This is a genomic window from Streptomyces sp. NPDC002935 (assembly GCF_040611295.1).
In the GTDB taxonomy this organism is placed as follows: domain Bacteria; phylum Actinomycetota; class Actinomycetes; order Streptomycetales; family Streptomycetaceae; genus Streptomyces.
The window spans coordinates 61,200-78,753 of record NZ_JBEXNW010000015.1 but is presented as its reverse complement, the minus strand read 5'-3'; the positions used below and the strand labels follow the sequence as shown (position 1 = coordinate 78,753).

General features: G+C 72.1%; 14 protein-coding genes. 5 read left to right on the top strand and 9 right to left on the bottom strand.

Features of this window, described 5'->3' with window-relative positions; all coding sequences use genetic code 11:
• Positions 1-181 precede the first annotated feature (181 nt).
• Positions 182-859 (top strand): hypothetical protein, encoded by a 678-nt coding sequence (locus ABZX90_RS21600; RefSeq protein ID WP_351128255.1) that lies wholly within the window; start codon positions 182-184, stop codon positions 857-859.
• 50 nt (positions 860-909) lie between these two features.
• On the opposite strand, the gene ABZX90_RS21595 is transcribed toward ABZX90_RS21600, so the two are convergent.
• Positions 910-2,355: a glycine hydroxymethyltransferase gene (locus ABZX90_RS21595; RefSeq protein WP_351128257.1), complete on the bottom strand. Its 1,446-nt coding sequence runs from the start codon at positions 2,353-2,355 to the stop codon at positions 910-912.
• A 406-nt stretch (positions 2,356-2,761) separates the two neighbouring features.
• Here ABZX90_RS21595 and rocD point away from each other — a divergent pair, with 406 nt between their 5' ends.
• Positions 2,762-3,976, top strand: a complete 1,215-nt coding sequence (gene rocD / locus ABZX90_RS21590; RefSeq protein ID WP_351128342.1) for an ornithine--oxo-acid transaminase — start codon at positions 2,762-2,764, stop codon at positions 3,974-3,976.
• Between the two features lie 270 nt (positions 3,977-4,246).
• Here the strand turns inward: rocD and ABZX90_RS21585 are convergent, their stop codons facing one another.
• Positions 4,247-5,431, bottom strand: a complete 1,185-nt coding sequence (locus tag ABZX90_RS21585) for a glutathionylspermidine synthase family protein (RefSeq protein WP_355207060.1) — start codon at positions 5,429-5,431, stop codon at positions 4,247-4,249.
• A gap of 55 nt (positions 5,432-5,486) precedes the next feature.
• Positions 5,487-5,822, bottom strand: a complete 336-nt coding sequence (locus ABZX90_RS21580; RefSeq protein ID WP_355207057.1) for a hypothetical protein — start codon at positions 5,820-5,822, stop codon at positions 5,487-5,489.
• 130 nt (positions 5,823-5,952) lie between these two features.
• Between ABZX90_RS21580 and ABZX90_RS21575 the strand changes: the two genes are divergently transcribed.
• Entirely contained in the window at positions 5,953-6,855 is a 903-nt protein-coding gene (locus ABZX90_RS21575) for a hypothetical protein (RefSeq protein WP_355207213.1), read from the top strand.
• Between the two features lie 116 nt (positions 6,856-6,971).
• Here ABZX90_RS21575 and ABZX90_RS21570 read toward each other — a convergent pair whose 3' ends face one another.
• Positions 6,972-8,363, bottom strand: coding sequence for a PLP-dependent aminotransferase family protein (locus ABZX90_RS21570; protein WP_355207054.1), 1,392 nt, complete (start codon positions 8,361-8,363; stop codon positions 6,972-6,974).
• 95 nt (positions 8,364-8,458) lie between these two features.
• Here ABZX90_RS21570 and ABZX90_RS21565 point away from each other — a divergent pair, with 95 nt between their 5' ends.
• Positions 8,459-9,013: a carboxymuconolactone decarboxylase family protein gene (locus ABZX90_RS21565; RefSeq protein WP_355207210.1), complete on the top strand. Its 555-nt coding sequence runs from the start codon at positions 8,459-8,461 to the stop codon at positions 9,011-9,013.
• Positions 9,014-9,047: 34 nt separating this feature from the next.
• Positions 9,048-9,761, top strand: a complete 714-nt coding sequence (locus tag ABZX90_RS21560; protein WP_351128265.1) for an isocitrate lyase/phosphoenolpyruvate mutase family protein — start codon at positions 9,048-9,050, stop codon at positions 9,759-9,761.
• A 179-nt stretch (positions 9,762-9,940) separates the two neighbouring features.
• Here ABZX90_RS21560 and ABZX90_RS21555 read toward each other — a convergent pair whose 3' ends face one another.
• From ABZX90_RS21555 to ABZX90_RS21535, 5 genes are all read right to left on the bottom strand, one after another.
• Positions 9,941-10,903 carry an ABC transporter substrate-binding protein gene (locus tag ABZX90_RS21555; RefSeq protein WP_355207052.1) on the bottom strand — a complete coding sequence of 321 codons (963 nt, stop codon included), beginning with the start codon at positions 10,901-10,903 and terminating at the stop codon, positions 9,941-9,943.
• A 1-nt stretch (position 10,904) separates the two neighbouring features.
• A complete protein-coding gene (locus tag ABZX90_RS21550; RefSeq protein ID WP_355207049.1) occupies positions 10,905-12,845 on the bottom strand; it encodes an ABC transporter permease subunit in 1,941 nt (646 codons plus the stop codon).
• Complete coding sequence (locus ABZX90_RS21545; RefSeq protein ID WP_355207207.1) at positions 12,845-13,978, bottom strand: glycine betaine/L-proline ABC transporter ATP-binding protein; 1,134 nt, start codon at positions 13,976-13,978, stop codon at positions 12,845-12,847. The genes ABZX90_RS21550 and ABZX90_RS21545 overlap by 1 nt, the downstream gene beginning before the upstream one ends.
• 116 nt (positions 13,979-14,094) lie before the next feature.
• A complete protein-coding gene (locus ABZX90_RS21540) occupies positions 14,095-15,624 on the bottom strand; it encodes a GMC oxidoreductase (protein WP_355207046.1) in 1,530 nt (509 codons plus the stop codon).
• Positions 15,625-15,862: 238 nt separating this feature from the next.
• Positions 15,863-17,374 carry an aldehyde dehydrogenase family protein gene (locus ABZX90_RS21535; protein WP_355207043.1) on the bottom strand — a complete coding sequence of 504 codons (1,512 nt, stop codon included), beginning with the start codon at positions 17,372-17,374 and terminating at the stop codon, positions 15,863-15,865.
• Positions 17,375-17,554 lie beyond the last annotated feature (180 nt).

Sequence of the window (17,554 nt, the reverse complement as noted above, 5' to 3'; positions counted from 1 at the left end):
GTGTACCAGAAGTGACACCGGCCGTCGGGCGGTGGGTGATACCCGCAGCTGCGACCGGGCCTGTCGGCCCGGATACGGCGCCCTCACCAGGGGGAGCCTCGACAGGGGTTGTGGGACGGGTGACGTGCTGGTCGGGTGAGGGGGACTTATGAGGTGCCGGATCGGACGGATCGGGACCGGGGTGCGCGTCCTGTTTCTCGTGTCCATGGTGTTGGCGGCGCTCGGCGCACCGCGGGCGCCCGCCTCGGCGGGCACCTGGGGGGACGGGAGGGGCGACACCCCGGACATGGCCCTGGTCATCGCGGGTGACACGGGTCGGACGACCACGCTGCACGCCGAGGAGCGGGACTTCGGACGGCTGTGGCGGCTGCTTTCGCCCCGGTACACGGGGACGGAAAGAGTGCCCGAAGCGTGGACGCACGGCCGGTTCCCCGAGGTGCGGGCCACGGTGATCTGGGGGCTGACCGGTGTCGGGGGCTGGCCGCAGACCGGTCGGGCGCCCGGCGGCGACGTCGCCATCGAGCGCCAGGACCAGGTGTTCCTCGCGCCGGACGGTACGCCGTGGGTGCGTTCGGATCCGTCGCCCGACGTGGTGGACGACGACATCCGCTGGCATCGGGCGCCGCGCTCGGTGTTCGGGCAGTTGGCCGAGGAGGGGAAGCTGTTCGGCTCCGCGCCGGTGGCGGTGCCGGCCGAGGCGGAGCCGGACGCGGTGGAGCGGGTCACGTGGGTGCTGCCCGGACTCGCGGCGGGTCTGGCTCTCGGCGTCGGCGTTCCCTGGTTCAGACGCCGCGCGGCGGCCCGGCGTGAGGATGCCGGGTCGCCGCGGGAGCCGCGACAGGAGCTGATCGACCTGTAGGGACCGGACGGCCCGAGTGCCTCGGGTCGGTCCGGGCCCGGTGCGGCGCGTCAGCCGAGGTCGATCTCCGGGTAGAGCGGGAAGCCGGTGAGCAGGTCGGTGGCGCGGTGGGCGATCTCGTCGGAGATCTTCGCGTCCAGCACGTGCTGAGCCTTGGACGGGGCGCCCTTGGCGGTGGTGCCGGCCTCGGCGGCGGTGAGGACGCGGTCGATCAGACCGGCGATCTCGTCCATCTCGGTCACGCCGAGCCCACGGGTGGTCAGCGCGGGCGTGCCGATGCGGATACCGGAGGTGTACCACGCGCCGTTGGGGTCGGCGGGGATCGCGTTGCGGTTGGTGACGATGCCCGAGTCGAGCAGGGCGGACTCGGCCTGACGGCCGGTCAGGCCGTAGGAGGAGGCGACGTCGATGAGGTTGAGGTGGTTGTCGGTACCGCCGGTGACCAGGGTGGCGCCACGACGCATCAGACCCTCGGCGAGGGCGCGGGAGTTGTCGACGACGGCCTGGGCGTAGTCGCGGAACTCGGGTCGGCGGGCCTCGGCGAGCGCGACGGCCTTGGCGGCCATGACGTGGGGAAGGGGGCCGCCGAGAACCATCGGGCAGCCACGGTCGACCTGCTCGGCGAGGGTCTCGTCGCACAGGACCATGCCGCCGCGCGGGCCGCGGAGCGACTTGTGGGTGGTGGTGGTGACGATCTGGGCGTGCGGGACCGGGTCGAAGTCACCGGTGAGGACCTTGCCCGCGACCAGGCCGGCGAAGTGGGCCATGTCGACCATGAGTGTGGCGCCGACCTCGTCGGCGATCTCCCGCATGATGCGGAAGTTCACCAGGCGGGGGTAGGCGGAGTAGCCGGCGACGAGGATCAGCGGCTTGAACTCACGGGCGGAGGTGCGCAGGGCCTCGTAGTCGATGAGGCCGGTGGCGGGGTCGGTGCCGTAGGAGCGCTGGTCGAACATCTTTCCTGAGATGTTCGGGCGGAAGCCGTGGGTGAGGTGGCCGCCGGCGTCCAGGGACATGCCGAGCATGCGCTGGTTGCCGAAGGCCTGGCGCAGTTCGGCCCAGTCGGCCTCGGAGAGGTCGTTGACATTGCGGACGCCGGCCTTGGCGAGGGCCGGGGCCTCGACGCGGGCCGCGAGGACGGCCCAGAAGGCGACGAGGTTGGCGTCGATGCCGGAGTGCGGCTGCGCGTAGGCGTGCTCGGCGCCGAACAGTTCGCGGGCGTGCTCGGCGGCGAGGGCCTCGACGGTGTCGACGTTGCGGCAGCCGGCGTAGAAGCGGCGGCCGACGGTGCCCTCGGCGTACTTGTCGCTGAACCAGTTGCCCATGGCCAGGAGGGTGGCCGGGGAGGCGTAGTTCTCGGAGGCGATCAGTTTGAGCATGTCGCGCTGGTCGGCGACTTCCTGGCCGATGGCGTCGGCGACGCGGGGCTCCACGGCCCGGATCACGTCGAGGGCGCTGCGGAAGGCGGTGGACTCGGTGGAAAGGGGCTCTGGCATGACGGCCTCCGGACGTGGCGTTCAGCGTTCACGGGTCGGCCCAGGCGCACGGCACTCGGTTGCCACGACTCCGGGCCCGGACACTCCGGGCCCCTCAGGACGGCCTGCTTCTCCGTTCGGAGGTCCGGGGTTGTCCCCGGAAAGGTCGCAGCGCGGGTGCCGCTCCCCGATGGTCGGTCCCATCCCAGCGCGCCAGTCACGGCCCCGTCCGTCAGCCTACCGGGCGCGCCGGATCACCGGGGTCCCCGGTCCACCATGCGAGCGACGATAGGAAATAGGCCACAAGCCCACCCAGCGCGGGCATCACGTGCCCGGGCCCGGGAAGAACGCGCCGTGCGGCGTGCTGGGGAAGACCGCGCCACTCCCCCCGTGCCGCTCGTCAGAGAACGGAGATCCCGTGACCGCTATGGATGCCAGGGAGACGACGGAGGCGTTCATCGCCTCGGCCGATGCGCACAGCGCGCACAACTACCACCCGCTGCCGGTCGTCGTGTCCACGGCGGACGGAGCCTGGATGACGGATGTCGAGGGGCGCCGCTTCCTCGACATGCTGGCCGGATACTCGGCCCTGAACTTCGGCCACGGCAACCGGCGGCTGATCGAGGCGGCGAAAGCGCAGCTGGACCGGGTGACGTTGACGTCGCGGGCGTTCCACCACGACCGGTTCGCGGACTTCTGCCGGGAGCTTGCGTCGCTGTGCGGCATGGAGATGGTGCTGCCGATGAACACCGGGGTGGAGGCGGTGGAGACCGCGGTGAAGACGGCCCGGAAGTGGGGGTACAAGGTCAAGGGCGTCCCCGCGGAGATGGCGAAGATCGTGGTCGCGGGCAACAACTTCCACGGGCGGACGACGACGGTCATCAGCTTCTCGACGGACCCGGAGGCCCGGGCCGACTTCGGCCCGTACACACCGGGGTTCGAGATCGTGCCGTACGGGGACGTGACCGCGCTGCGGGGGGCGGTCACAGAGAACACCGTGGCCGTCCTGCTCGAACCGATCCAGGGCGAGGCGGGGGTGCTGGTGCCGCCGGCGGGCTATCTGCCGGCCGTGCGGGAGCTCACGCGGGACCGTGACGTGCTGTTCGTCGCGGACGAGATCCAGTCGGGGCTGGGCCGGACCGGCCGGACGTTCGCGTGCGAGCACGAGGGCGTGGTGCCGGACATGTACGTCCTCGGGAAGGCGCTGGGCGGCGGGGTGGTGCCGGTGTCGGCGGTGGTGTCGAGCGCGGAGGTGCTGGGGGTGTTCCGGCCCGGGGAGCACGGGTCCACGTTCGGGGGGAATCCGCTGGCCTGTGCGGTGGCGCTGGAGGTGATCGCGATGCTCAGGTCGGGCGAGTACCAGCGGCGGGCGACCGAGCTCGGTGAGCATCTGCACCATGAGCTGGGCCTGTTGAAGGACTCGGGTCATGTCACCGCGGTGCGCGGGCGCGGGCTGTGGGCGGGCGTCGACATCGCCCCGGCGTACGGCACGGGCCGGGAGATCTCCGAGAAGCTGATGGACCGGGGCGTCCTCGTCAAGGACACCCACGGCGTCACCGTCCGGATCGCCCCGCCCCTCGTCATCGAGAAGGAGGACCTGGACTGGGGGCTGACCCAGCTGCGGACCGTGCTGGGGGCGTAGGGGTGGGGCCCGTCCCGAGCCCACCTGGAACCGAACGGGCCCGGAGGGCTCCGGACTGCTCGGCCCGGAGGGCTCCGGACTGCTCGGCCCGGAGGGCTCCGGACTGCCCGGGCCGACGGCTCCGGACTGCCCGGGCCGACGGCTCCGGACTGCCCGGGCCGACGGCTCCGGACTGCCCGGGCCGACGGCTGCGGACTGCCCGGGTCGGCGGGCGACTCCGGATCGGCCCGGGCCCGCCCTGACCCGCCTGGACCCGCCCGGGTCCGGTGGCTAGAGGATCACGTGGGGCAGGAAGCGGGCGTACTCGTCCGTGATCGGGCCGGAGGACTCTCGGATGCCGAGGCCCGCCGACTCGTTCTCGACGACCCAGGCGCCGAGGACGACACGGTTGCCGTCGAAGGACGGGAGCGGTGCCAGCTCCTGGTAGCAGCAGGCCTCCTCGCGGACGACGGGGGCGGCGCCGGGTTCGTGGATCGTCACACCGGCGCCCTCGCGGCCGAGGAGGGGCTTGGCGACGTACCCGTTCGTACGGGCCAGCTCGCGCGGGCCGTCGAGGTAGGCGGGGAGCAGGTTCGGGTGGTCCGGGTAGAGCTCCCAGAGGATGGCGAGGAGGGCCTTGTTGGAGAGGAGCATCTTCCAGGCGGGCTCGATCCACAGGGTCGTGCCGGTGCCGCCGCCGTTGTCGAGGGTGTCCAGGACGTGGCCGGCGAACTGGTCGGAGGTGAGCCACTCCCATGGGTAGAGCTTGAAGCAGCTGCGGATGAAGCCGAGTCGGTTGTCGACGAAACGGCCGGACAGGGGATCCCAGCCGATCTCCTCCATGGAGATCCAGTCGGTGTCGAGGCCGGCCTGTTCCGCGGTCTCCTTCAGGTAGGCGACCGTCATCAGGTCCTCGCCGAGCTCGTCGTCGGCGGAGTGCGCGAAGTAGAGGGGACTGCCCGGCGGAAGGAGGGCGCCCTGCTTCTTCCAGGCGGCGACGAGACGTTCGTGCAGGGAGTTCCACTGGTCGGCGCCGGGGAAGCGGTCCTCCATCCAGAACCACTGGGGGCTCGCGGCCTCGACCAGCGAGGTCGGCGTGTCGGCGTTGTACTCAAGGAGCTTCGCCGGGCCCGCGCCGTCGTAGCGGAGGTCGAAACGGCCGTAGACGGACGGGAGTTCGGCACGGCGGTGCCAGGCCTCGGCGACGGCCGCCACGACCCGTGGATCGTCGATTCCGAGGTCGGCGAAGCGTCCCCGCTCGACGATGTGGCCCGCCGCCGCCAGGCACATGGCGTGCAGTTCCTCGACGACCTCCTCCAGCGCCTCCACCTCGGGCAGGGAGAAGGCGTAGTAGGCGCTCTCGTCCCAGTAAGGGCGCAGGGAGTCGTCGGGGTAGCGGGTGAGCGGGTAGATGAGTCCCTGCTGCTCGACGGTCTGCTGCCAGCCGGGGCGCGGGGCGATGGTGCGGCGTTCCATGGGTGCGTGGGTTCTCTGTTCGGCGGGAGGAGCGGGCGCGCTTCGTGCGCGCGGATCAGCCGCCGGAGCTGCCCTTGCCGCTGCCGAAGCCGCCGCGGTGGACGCCGCCGCCCGAACCGCCGGAGCCCTTGCCGGGCTTGGTGAAGGAGCCGCTGTCGATCCAGCTGCTCTTCTTCTTGCCGCCGTAGTACCAGGCGCCGTTGGACGAGGTCTTGGTGGACTTGCAGTTCTGGTCGGCGACGACCTTGTAGCCCTTGCCCATGGTGTAGCTGTCGCGGTCGACGCAGCGCTTGTCGGGCTCCGAGGAGCAGGCGGTGAGCGCCGCCGCGAGGAGTCCCATACCGCCGAGGACGACCGTGCCCGAGCGCAGTTGGCGTCGTACGTCTGCCATGTCCGTTCCCCCGTTTGTTCTGCTCAGATCATGTCTTCGGTGAGGGGAACACCTTAGAGATCACGAACGGCGCGCCTTCGGTGGCCCCCCGCGAAGCGCCGTCCCCTACAGTCGCTTCGTGCTCTTTGGAATGGTGTGCGCCCTTGGTGCCTCGGTCTGTTTCGGTACGGCGACGGTTCTGCAGGCGATGGCCGCGCGGGCGGCGGGCGAGGGCGGGACGGGCGGCGGGGCCGGCGGCGCGGCGGCGCTGTTGCTGCGGGCGCTGCGGCAGTGGCGCTATCTGGCGGGCCTCGGCCTCGACGGGGTCGGGTTCCTGCTGCAGATCGCCGCGCTGCGGTCGCTTCCGATCTACGCCGTCGGCGCGGCCCTCGCCGCGAGCCTCGCCGTTACCGCGGTGGTGGCCTCGTGGCTGCTCCATGTGCGGCTGAGCGGGGTCGAGTGGGGTGCGGTGGCCGTGGTGTGCGCGGGGCTCGGGATGCTGGGGCTGGCGTCCGGGGCGGAGGGGGACCGGACGGGTTCCCTGGCGTTGAAGTACGCGATGCTGGGGACGTCCCTGGCCGTCCTGGTGCTGGGGCTCGTCGGCGGGCGGCTGCCCGACCGGGGCAGGGCGCTCGCGCTGGGACTCGGGGCGGGGTTCGGGTTCGGTGTGGTCGAGGTGGCGGTGCGGCTGATCGAGGATCTCGATCCGGGGACGCTGCTGAGCAATCCGGCGACGTACGCGCTGCTGGTCGGTGGTGGGGCGGCGTTCCTGCTGCTCACCACGGCCCTGCAACGGGGTTCGGTGACCACGGCCACGGCCGGGCTGGTCATCGGGGAGACCATCGGGCCCGCGCTGGTGGGAGTGGTGTGGCTGGGCGACCGTACGCGCGAGGGGCTGACCTGGCTGGCGGTGCTCGGTTTCGCGGTGGCGGTGGCGGGAGCCCTGGCGCTGGCGCGGTTCGGCGAGGCGCCGGGCACGGAGACGGGAGCGGGGGCAGAGACGGGGACGGGGACGGGAGCGGAGTCCGCGGCGGAGGGGTCACGGAAGGCGTGAGCGTTCCGCGAGGACAAGGGCAAGGACGAGGGCAAGGACGAGGACGAGGACGAGGGCGGGTCCGGGCCTCCCGAGAGTGAACCGCACGGGCGCACCTCCGGATCATGGACCCCGCTTCAGGGAAGCGCCCGGCACAGCGCGTCCAGCGCGCCCGACCACGCGTGATCCGGCGGTGTGCCGTAGCCGACGACCAGGGCGTCCTGGGGCGGGGTGAGAGCGCCGGGGTGGCGATGGCGCGACAGGCCGTGGACGGCGAGGCCCTGCCAGGCGGCGGCCTGGACGACCGACTGCTCGGTGCCCGGCGGGAGTCGGAGCACGGCGTGCAGCCCCGCGGCGATACCGGTGGCGTGCACGGCCGGGGCGCGGGTGGCGAGCGCGGCGACCAGGGCGTCCCGGCGGCGCCGGTAGCGCAACCGGGCGGCGCGGACGTGGCGGTCGTAGGCGCCGGAGGTGATGAACTCCGCCAGGGTCAGCTGGTCCAGCGCGCCGGTGGACCAGCCGCCCTCGCCCTTCAGCGAGACGACCTCGTCCGCGAGGGACGGCGGCAGGACCAGCCAGCCCAGGCGCAGGCCGGGTGCCAGGGACTTGCTCGCGGTGCCCAGATGGACCACGTGGTCGGGGTCCAGTCCCTGCAGGGCGCCGACGGGCTGCCGGTCGTAGCGGAACTCGCCGTCGTAGTCGTCCTCCAGGACGAGCCCGCCGGTGCGGCGGGCCCAGCCGACGACGGCGGCCCGGCGGTCCGGGTGCAGCGGCACGCCCATCGGGAACTGGTGGGCGGGGGTGAGCAGGACGGCTCGTGCACCCGTCATGTCGCGTGTGTCGGTGCCGAGTTCGTCGAAGGGCAGCGGGGTCGTGCGCAGGCCCGACCGGTGCAGGAGATTCCAGTGCACGTCCAGGCCGTACGACTCCACGGCGAGCGAGCGCAGACCTCGCCGGCGCAGGACCGCGCCGAGCAGTGTCAGGCCGTCCGAGAAGCCTGAGCAGATCACGATGCGCTCCGGGTCGGCGCGGACGCCCCGGGCGCGGGAGAGATAGCCCGCGAGGGCGGTGCGCAGTTCGGGGCGGCCGCGTGGGTCGCCGTAGCCGAGGGCGTCGTGCGGTGCGACGGTCAGGGCGCGGCGGGCGGCCTTGAGCCAGGCGGCGCGCGGGAAGGACGCGAGGTCGGGGGTGCCGGGGACGAGGTCGTAGGTGGGACGGCCCGGTTGACGGCGGCGCGGCGCGGCCTCCGGGGCCGGTCGTACGACGGTCCGCTCGGCCACCCGCGTGCCCGAGCCCTGGCGTGCGGTGAGCCAGCCCTCGGCGACGAGGTCGGCGTAGGCGTCGGCGACCGTGTTGCGGGCGATACCCAGGTCGGTGGCGAGCGATCGGGAGGAGGGGAGACGGGTTCCGGGGGCCAGCCGGCCGCTGCGGACCGCCTCGCGAAGTGCGTCCGTCAGTCCTTTGCGGACGCCGGATCCGGTCGGCTCGACATGCAGGTCGACCCCCAAAGTGGCCCATGTTTTCACCATGGAAATGGACCATACTCCTGGGCTACTCCCCTCGTAGGGTCGAACGCATGACAACGCAGGACATGACCACGCGGAACACGACGACGCAGAACACGATGACGCAGAACACGACGACGAACGGCACGACCACCGCTGACGGGACCGCGCCCTACGCGCCCGAGCACGCCCCCCGGCTGCACTGGGCCGAGCTCGCCCCCGACGTCTACAAGGCGATGGTCAGGCTCGACGCGGCGGCCCGGCGCGGGGTGGACCCCGTGCTCCTGGAGCTGGTGAAGATCCGCGCCTCGCAGCTCAACCACTGCGCGTTCTGCCTCGACATGCACACCAAGGACGCGCTCGCGGCAGGTGAGAGCGTGGAGCGGATCGTGCAGCTCGGCGCGTGGGAGGAGTCGCGGCACTTCTACACGGAGAAGGAGCTCGCGGCGATCGAGCTGACCGAGGCCGTCACCGTGCTCACTGGGGGCACCTCCCGGACGGAGTCTGGGGGAAGGTTCGTGCCGGACGAGGTGTACGAGCGCGCGGCCCGGCACTTCGAGGAGGCCGATCTGGCCCAGCTGATCGCCGCGATCACGGTGATCAACGCCTGGAACCGGTTCGGCGTGACCTGTCGCATGGTGCCGGGCCACTACCAGGCGGGCCAGCACAAGTGACGGCCCGGCGCGTCCCGGAGGGGAGTACGCGGTGGTGAACAAGGCCGAGAGGTTCCGGGCGCTGCACCACGGGCGGGTGCCGGGCGATCCGCTGGTGCTGCCCGGGCCCTGGGACGCCGCGAGCGCGCGGGTCTTCGTGGACGCGGGGTTCCCCGCGCTCGCCACGCCGAGTGCCGGGGTCGCCGCCTCGCTCGGATACGCGGACGGGGAGACGCCGGCCGACGAGATGTTCGCCGCCGTCGCGCGGATCGTGCGGGCCGTCGACGTGCCGGTGTCGGCGGATGTCGAGGACGGCTACGGGCTCGCGCCCAAGGAGCTGGTGGAGCGGTTGCTGGCGGCGGGCGCCGTCGGCTGCAATCTTGAGGACTCCGAGGGCGGTGTCCTCAAGGACGCGGCCCGGCACGCCGACTGGCTGGCCGAGGTGCGGAGCGCGGCGGCGGACCTGCTCTTCGTGAACGCCCGAGTCGATGTCTTCGCACACGGGGACGGAGATCCCGAGCGGGCCATCGAACGGGCCGCGCTGTACGTCGCCGCTGGGGCGGACTGCGTGTATCCGATCGGGGCACCGGCCGACGTGCTTCCGCTGCTGCGGTCCGGCATCGAGGGGCCGGTGAACCTGTTCGCCCGGCTCGGCGGCGTGTCGGCCGGCGAACTGGGTGAGCTCGGGGCCACCCGGGTCACGTTCGGACCCGGGCTGCAGCGCCGGGCGACGGAGGCGCTGGGGGACATCGCGGCGGAACTGAGGTAGGTCGGCCGACGCCTTGCTCGGCGTCCGGCCGGTGTCCGGCGGGCCGCTCGCCGCCGTCCGGACGGAGGGCGGCTCCTCCGTCCGGATGCCGGAGGCGCCCTGCGCGGACCGCCGCCCGCATGTCGCTCTCCGTGGGGCGGGGCCGCTTCCGGCACCCGCCCCGCCGCCGCGCCCGTCGGCTACGACGGCAGCCACGCCCGCCAGGTCGACGGATGGCGCTCCACCCACTTCTTCGCCGCCTCCTGAGCCGTGAGCTTGTCGTTGGCGATCATCAAGGAGACCTCGTTCTGGTCCTCGGTGGTCCACTTGAAGTTCTTCAGGAGGGCGGCGGCCTTGCCGCCGGTCTTCGCGAAGTCGGCGTTGAGGTACTTCTGCAGCGGGGTGTGCGGGTAGGCGCAGGCGACCTTCGCCGCGTCGGCGTCACAGCCCTCCTTGTAGGCGGGCAGCTTCACCTCGGTCATGGGGACCTTCTCGAAGAGCCACTGCGGGGAGTACCAGTAGGTGAGGAAGGGCTTCTCCTCCTTCGCGAACTGCTTCATCTGGGTGATCTGCGCGGCCTCCGAACCGGCGAACACCACCTGGTAGTTCAGGTGCAGGTTGTCCACCAGCGCCTTGTCGTTGGTGACGTACGAGGGGGACCCGTCGAGGAGTTGGCCCTTGCCCCCGCTCTCGGGCGTACGCATCCGGTCGGCGTACTTGTCGAGGTTCTTCCAGTCGGTGACGTCGGGGTGCTGCTTCGCGAAGTACGTCGGGACGTACCAGCCGATGTGCCCGGTCACGCCCAGGTCTCCGCCGGGCGCGATCGTCTTCTTGTCCTCGACGTACCGCTTCTCCTGGTCGGGGTGGCCCCAGTCCTCCAGGATCGCGTCGACGCGGCCCTGGCTGAGCGCGTCCCAGGCCGGCACCTCGTCGACCTGGACGGTGTCGACGCGGTAGCCCATCTCGTGTTCGAGGACGTACTGCGCGACGGCCACGTTGGCCTGGGCGCCGACCCACGACTGCACGGACAGGGTCACCGTCCTGGCGCCCTGGGCGTTCGCGAAGGGCGAGGCCTGCTGGGTCATGTCGGCGGCGCCGCAGCCGGTGAGCAGCAGCAGGGCCGATACACCGGCCACCGCCGTGTATGTCGTACGAAGTCGCATGTCAGGCTCCCTTCCTCGCGCGGCGTTCGGTCGGCTGGGTCACCCGGTCGAGCATCAGGCCGAGGCAGACGATCGCGGCGCCCGCGACCAGTCCGGTGGCCAGGTCACCCTGGGCGAGGCCGAACACGACGTCGTAACCGAGCGCGCCGCCGCCGACCAGGCCGCCGATGATGACGACGGCGAGGACCAGGACGACACCCTGGTTGACGGCGAGTTGCAGCGCCGGGCGGGCCAGCGGGAGCTGGACCTGGCGCAGTTGCTGTGCGGGGGTCGCGCCGAGGGAGCGGGCGGCTTCCAGTGCGGCGGGGTCGACGCCGCGCAGTCCCTGGGTGGTGATGCGGACGACGGCGGGCAGCGCGTAGACGACCGCGGCGGCGACGGCGGGCGCGCGGCCGACGCCGAACAGCGCGACCACGGGGATGAGGTACACGAACTGCGGCATGGTCTGGAAGACGTCGAGGACCGGCCTGAGCAGGCGCTCGAACCGCTCGCTGCGCGCGGCCGCGATACCGGTGGCGAAGCCGAGCACAAGGGTCACGGCGACCGCCGCGAGGACCTGCGAGAGGGTGTCGAGGGACGGCTTCCACACGCCCAGCACGCCGATCGCGGCCATGGCGAGGACTGCGGTGAGCGCGGTGCGCCAGGTGCCGATCAGCCAGGCCAGGGCGGCGACGATCAGCAGGACCGACCACCAGGGCAGCCACTGCAGGCCGTCCCGGACGGGGTCGAGGACCCAGGTGGTGAAGTGGCCCGCCCAGTCGGCGGTGCCGCCGATGTAGGGGACACCCGAGTACAGGTGATCGGTCATCCAGTCGACGGCGCTGTTCACCGGCTCGGCGATGTTCACCACCCACGCGTCGGGCCAGTCCAGCCGGCCGACGAGACGTCCGGCGACCGCGACGGCCACGGCGGCGACCGCCGCGTACAGCCAGGGAGTGCTCGTACGGGCCTCTCCGAGACGCTCGCCGGCCGCGCCCGTGACCCGGTCGAGGACGACGGCGATGAGCACGATCGGAATGCCCGCGGCGAGCGCGGCGCCCACGTCGACGGAGGCGAGGGCCTGGTAGACGCGGTCACCGAGACCACCGGCGCCGATCACGGAGGCGATGACGGCCATGGACAGCGCCATCATGATCGTCTGGTTGAGCCCGAGGAGGAGTTCCTTGCGGGCCAGCGGGAGGCGGGCGGAGAGCAGGCGCTGGCGGGCCGTGGCGCCGAGCGAGGCGACGGCCTCCATGACTCCCTCGTCCGCGTCGCGCAGGCCGAGCGCGGTGAGGCGGGCCATGGGCGGGGCGGCGTAGACGACGGTGGCGAGCACGGCCGCGGGGACGCCGATGCCGAAGACCAGCACGACCGGCAGCAGATAGGCGAACGCCGGGAGCACCTGCATGGTGTCGAGGACGGGGCGCAGTGCCCGGTGGGTGCGGTCGGAGAGCCCGGCGGCGAGGCCGAGCAGCGCGCCCAGCAGGACGGAGGCGATCACGGCGACCACCATGACCGCCAGCGTCTGCATGGTGGGCACCCACATGCCGAGCAGTCCGCAGGCGAGGAACGCGACGGCGGTTCCGAGTGCCAGGCGTACGCCTGCCGCGCGCCAGGCCACGACGGCGGCCACCGCGGTCACTCCGGCCCAGCCGGCCGCGAGGAGCAGCAGATAGACGCCGCGTACGGAGAGGACGACGGCGTTGCTGACGTAGCCGAAGAAGTACAGGAACAGCGGGTGGCTGTCGCGGTTGTCGATGATCCAGTCGCTGGCCTTGCCGAGCGGTTCGGTCAGGTCGACGGTCAGCGCGTGCGGCCAGCTGCCACTGGCCCAGCGGGCGTCGGCGAGGGGCACGAGCACCGCCGCGACGACGGCGAGCAGCAGGAGCTTGCCGACGGCGGGGTGCCTGAGGCGACCGGGAAGGTCCGTACGGGGAACGGATGCGGTGACTGCGGCCATCACACCGCCTCCTTGCGCGGGCCCGAACCTGCGTCTGGGCCCGAACCGGCGTGCGGATCCGACCCGGTGCGCGGGTCCGCGCCGGCTCTCAGGTCCGTCCCGGCGACGACTTCGAGCAGCCGCTCGTGGTCGACGACACCGAGGCAGCGGCCGTCCTGGACGACGCAGGCGGCCCGGCCGGTGCGGGCGACGGTCTTGATGGCGTCCACGACCACGGTGTCGGGAACGAGCGCGCCGGGGTGGTCCCGTCCGCCGCAGTCCCCGGCCCGCATGGCCGTGCGGACCGTCATGACCTGCTCGCGGGGCACGTCGCGGACGAACTCGCGGACGTAGGCGTCGGCCGGGGAGCCGACTATCTCCTCGGGGGTGCCGAGCTGGACGATCCGGCCGTCGCGCATGAGGGCGATGCGGTCGCCGAGGCGCAGGGCCTCGGTCAGGTCGTGGGTGATGAAGACCATCGTGCGGCCCTCCTCGCGGTGCAGCCGGACGACCTCTTCCTGCATGTCACGCCGGATCATCGGGTCGAGCGCGCTGAACGGCTCGTCGAAGAGCAGGACTTCGGGGTCGACGGCGAGCGCGCGGGCCAGCCCGACGCGCTGCTGCTGCCCGCCGGACAGCTGTCCGGGCCTGCGCTGCTCCAGGCCCTCCAGGCCGACCTTGGCGACGACCTCGGCGGCCTTCGCCCGGCGTTCCTCACGCCCGACGCCCTGGATCTCCAGGCCGTAGGCGACGTTGTCGAGCACCGAGCGGTGCGGCAGCAGGCCGAAGTGCTGGAAGACCATGGCGGCGCGGTGGCGGCGCAGTTCGCGCAGCCGGGCCTTGTCCATCGCGAGGACGTCCTCGCCGTCGATCGCGAGGCCGCCCGAGGTGGGCTCGATCAGCCGGGTGAGGCAGCGCACCAGCGTGGACTTGCCGGAGCCGGACAGGCCCATGACGACGAAGACCTCGCCCTTACGCACGTCGAAGCTGACGTCGCGGACGGCGGCGGTGCAGCCGGTGGCGGCGCGGAGTCCGGCGGCGTCGAGGCCGGCGAGTTCGGGGTCTCCGGGGACGCGGTCGGCCTTCGGCCCGAAGACCTTCCAGAGGTTGCGCACGGAGAAGACGGGGCCGGCTCCCGTACCGACGGGGTCGATTCCCGTACCACCGGCGGTGGTTGCCGTGCCGTCGGTCGTACCGGCCGTGGTGTTCTGGGAGGTTGCCGCGCCGTCGTCCGAACCGGCCGTGGTGTTGCCGTTGGTCGTCGTACTCATCACGCACCGCCCCCGATCAGGGCGGCGGCTTTCTCGCCGACCATGAGCACCCCGATCATGGGGTTCACGGCGGGCATGGTCGGGAAGACGGAGGCGTCGGCGATCCGGATGCCGTCGAGGCCGCGGACGCGCAGTTCGGGGTCCACCACCGCGAGTTCGTCCGAGAGCTCGCCCATCCGGCAGGTGCCCGCCGGGTGGTACACGGTGTGCGCGACCTGCCGTGCGTACGCGCCGAGTTCCTCGTCGTCCGTGATGCCGGGGCCGGGGCACACCTCGCGCTTGAGCCAGCCGGCGAGCGGCTCGGCCTTGGCTATCTCACGGGCGATCTTGATGCCGTCGACGAGGGTACGACCGTCGTAGTCGTCCTCGTCCGTGAAGTACCGGAAATCCAGGGCGGGTTTGACGACGGGGTCGGCGCTGGTCAGGTAGAGGCGGCCGCGGCTGCGGGGCTTGGGGATGTTGGGGGTCATCGAGACGCCGTGCGCTGGGCGTTCGTAGCCGAGGCGCTCGGGGTTGTCCGTGAAGGGGATCTGGTAGAAGTGGAACATCAGGTCGGGGCCCTGGTGTTCGGGATCGCGGCGTACGAACAGGCCCGCGTCGGAGTCCATCGCGGAGTTCTCCGGGATCGGCCCGTTCGTCTCCCAGACGATCACCGACTCGGGGTGGTCGAGCAGGTTCTCGCCGACGCCCGGCAGATCGTGCACGACGGGGATGTCCAGCTCCTCCAGGTCACCGGCGGGTCCGATGCCGGAGTGCAGCAGCAGACGCGGCGAGTCGACGGCGCCGGCGCACAGCAGCACCTCGTTCCTCGCCCTGACGAGGACCTCTTCGCCGTCCTTCGCCCGGACGCGGACGCCCGTGACCCGGGTGCCGTCCAGTTCCAGCTTGTACGCCCAGGTCTCCAGCAGGAGCGTCAGGTTGGGGCGCTCGTCCATCACCGGGTGCAGGTACGCCACCGAGGCGCTCGACCGCTTGTTGCTCTCCGGGTGGTACGCGAGGTCGAAGAAGCCGACGCCCTCGGTGAACGGTTGCCGGTTGAAGCCCTCGACGCGCGGTACGTCGAGCGCGGACTGCGCGGCGTCCACGAAGTCCCGCGCGATCGCGTTCCGGTCCTTCTCGTCGACCGGGACGATGTTGTTGAGGAGCCGCGTGTAGTACGCCTCCATCGGCACCGCGCCCCAGCCCTTGGCGCCGGCCGCCTCCCACTCGTCCCAGTCCGACGGCAGCGGTTTGAACGCGATCAGCGTGTTGTGCGACGAACAGCCGCCGAGCACCCGGGCCCGGCTGTGCCGGATGTGCGAGTTGCCGCGCGGCTGCTCGGTGGTCGGGTAGTCGTAGTCGAGCTCCCCGCCGAGCAGGCCCATCCAGCGGCGCAGGGTGAGGACGTCGTCGCGGCCGACGTCGCTGGGGCCGCCCTCGATGACGGCGACGGTGACGTCCGGGTTCTCGGTGAGGCGGGATGCGATCACGGAGCCCGCCGTGCCGCCGCCGATGACGACGTAGTCGTACGTGTTCTCGTGCTGGGACATGAAGGGTGCTCCAAGGTGCCTTGTGCGGTGGGGGGTTGGGAAGAGGGACGGGTACTGGGGGCCTGCGGACTGCGGACTACGACAGGTCCGGCCCTTCGGGGCGAAGCCCACGCCTTCGGAGTCGGCCTGCGGACCGGCTCCGGCTCCGGCTCCGTCTCCGTCTCCGGATCGGGATGGGGAGGGATCGGGATCTGCCGACGAACGGGTGCCGGGGTCGGCCGTGGAACGGTCGCCGAGGTCAGCCGGCGAACCAACGGACGGGCGCCGGGGCGAGGTTCTGGTAGATGTGCTTGGTCTCGCGGTACTCGGCGAGCCCGGCCGGGCCGAGTTCGCGTCCGACGCCGCTCCTGCCGAAGCCGCCCCACTCCGCCTGCGGGAGGTAGGGGTGGAAGTCGTTGATCCAGACGGTGCCGTGGCGCAGCCGGCCGGCGACACGACGGGCGCGGCCGGCGTCGGCGGTCCAGACGGCGCCCGCGAGACCGTACTCGGTGTCGTTGGCGAGGGCGACGGCCTCGTCCTCGGTGGCGAACGTCTCCACGGTCAGGACGGGCCCGAAGACCTCCTCGCGGACGACGCGCATCCCGCGGTGGCACTGGTCGAGGACGGTCGGCTCGTAGAAGTACCCGTTGGCGGGCCGGACTTCGGACGGCTCGGGCCGCTTGCCGCCGGCGCGCAGCACCGCGCCCTCGGCCAGCGCGGAGGCGACGTACGCCTCGGTCTTCTCGCGCTGCTGCTCGGAGACGAGCGGTCCGCACTCGACGCCGTCCTCGGTGCCGCGGCCGAGCCGGATCGCGCTTGCCCTGCGGGCGAGTTCGGCGACGAAGCGCTCGCGCACGGACTCCTCGACGATGAGCCGTGAACCGGCCGAGCACACCTGACCGCTGTGGATGAAGGCGGCGTTGAGGGCCTGGTCGACGGCGGTGTCGAAACCCTCCTCGGTGGCGCAGGCGTCGGCGAACACGACGTTGGGGTTCTTGCCGCCGAGTTCGAGCGCGACCTTCTTGACCGTCACCGCTGCGGCGCGTGCCACCTTCGTACCGCTGGCGAGGCCGCCCGTGAAGGAGACGAGGTCGACGTCGGGGTGTTCGGCGAGGCGGGCGCCCACGGTGTGTCCGGGGCCCGTGACGAGGCCCGCGACACCGGCGGGCAGCCCCGCCTCGGCCAGCAGGCCGAGCAGCGCGACGGTGGTCAGCGGGGTGATCTCGCTCGGCTTGACCACGAAGGTGTTGCCGGCGGCCAGGGCGGGCGCGATCTTCCAACTGGCCTGCAGGAGCGGATAGTTCCAGGGCGTGATCAGCGCGCACACACCGACGGGCTCGTGCACGACGACACTGTGGATGTCGGACGACCCGGCGTCCACCACGCGTCCGCCGCCCTCCCCCACCACGAGGTCGGCGAAGTAACGGAAGGCGTCGGCGACGCAGTCGATGTCGACGCGCCCCTCCTCCAGGGTCTTGCCCGCGTCACGGCTTTCGAGCAGCCCGAGCTCCTCGCGGTCCCGGACGAGAAGGTCGGCGACGCGGCGCAGCAGGGCGGCGCGCTCGGCGACGGGTGTGCGCGGCCAAGGGCCCTCGTCGAAGGCGCCGCGGGCGATCGCGACCGCGAGATCCGTGTCCTTGCCGTCACCCTCCGCGACCACGGCGAACGGCTTGGCATCGGCGGGGTCGAGGATCTCGCGCGTGGCCCCGGAGAGCGCGGCGCGCCACTCGCCGCCCACGTGGATGGTCTGTTCTGCCTGCTGTCCAGCCATGATCGGTGTTGCCTTCCGTTCCTGTTCGATGCCCCCGCGTCACACGCGTGTCACTCCTGGGAGCCGTGAGCACCTGCCCCCCGACCCCGGATGCATGCACAATCCGTCACCGAAAGTGCGCCGGGTCACGGAAAAATCCCCCGAAACACGACCAGACCGATCGATGGATACCGATGGACA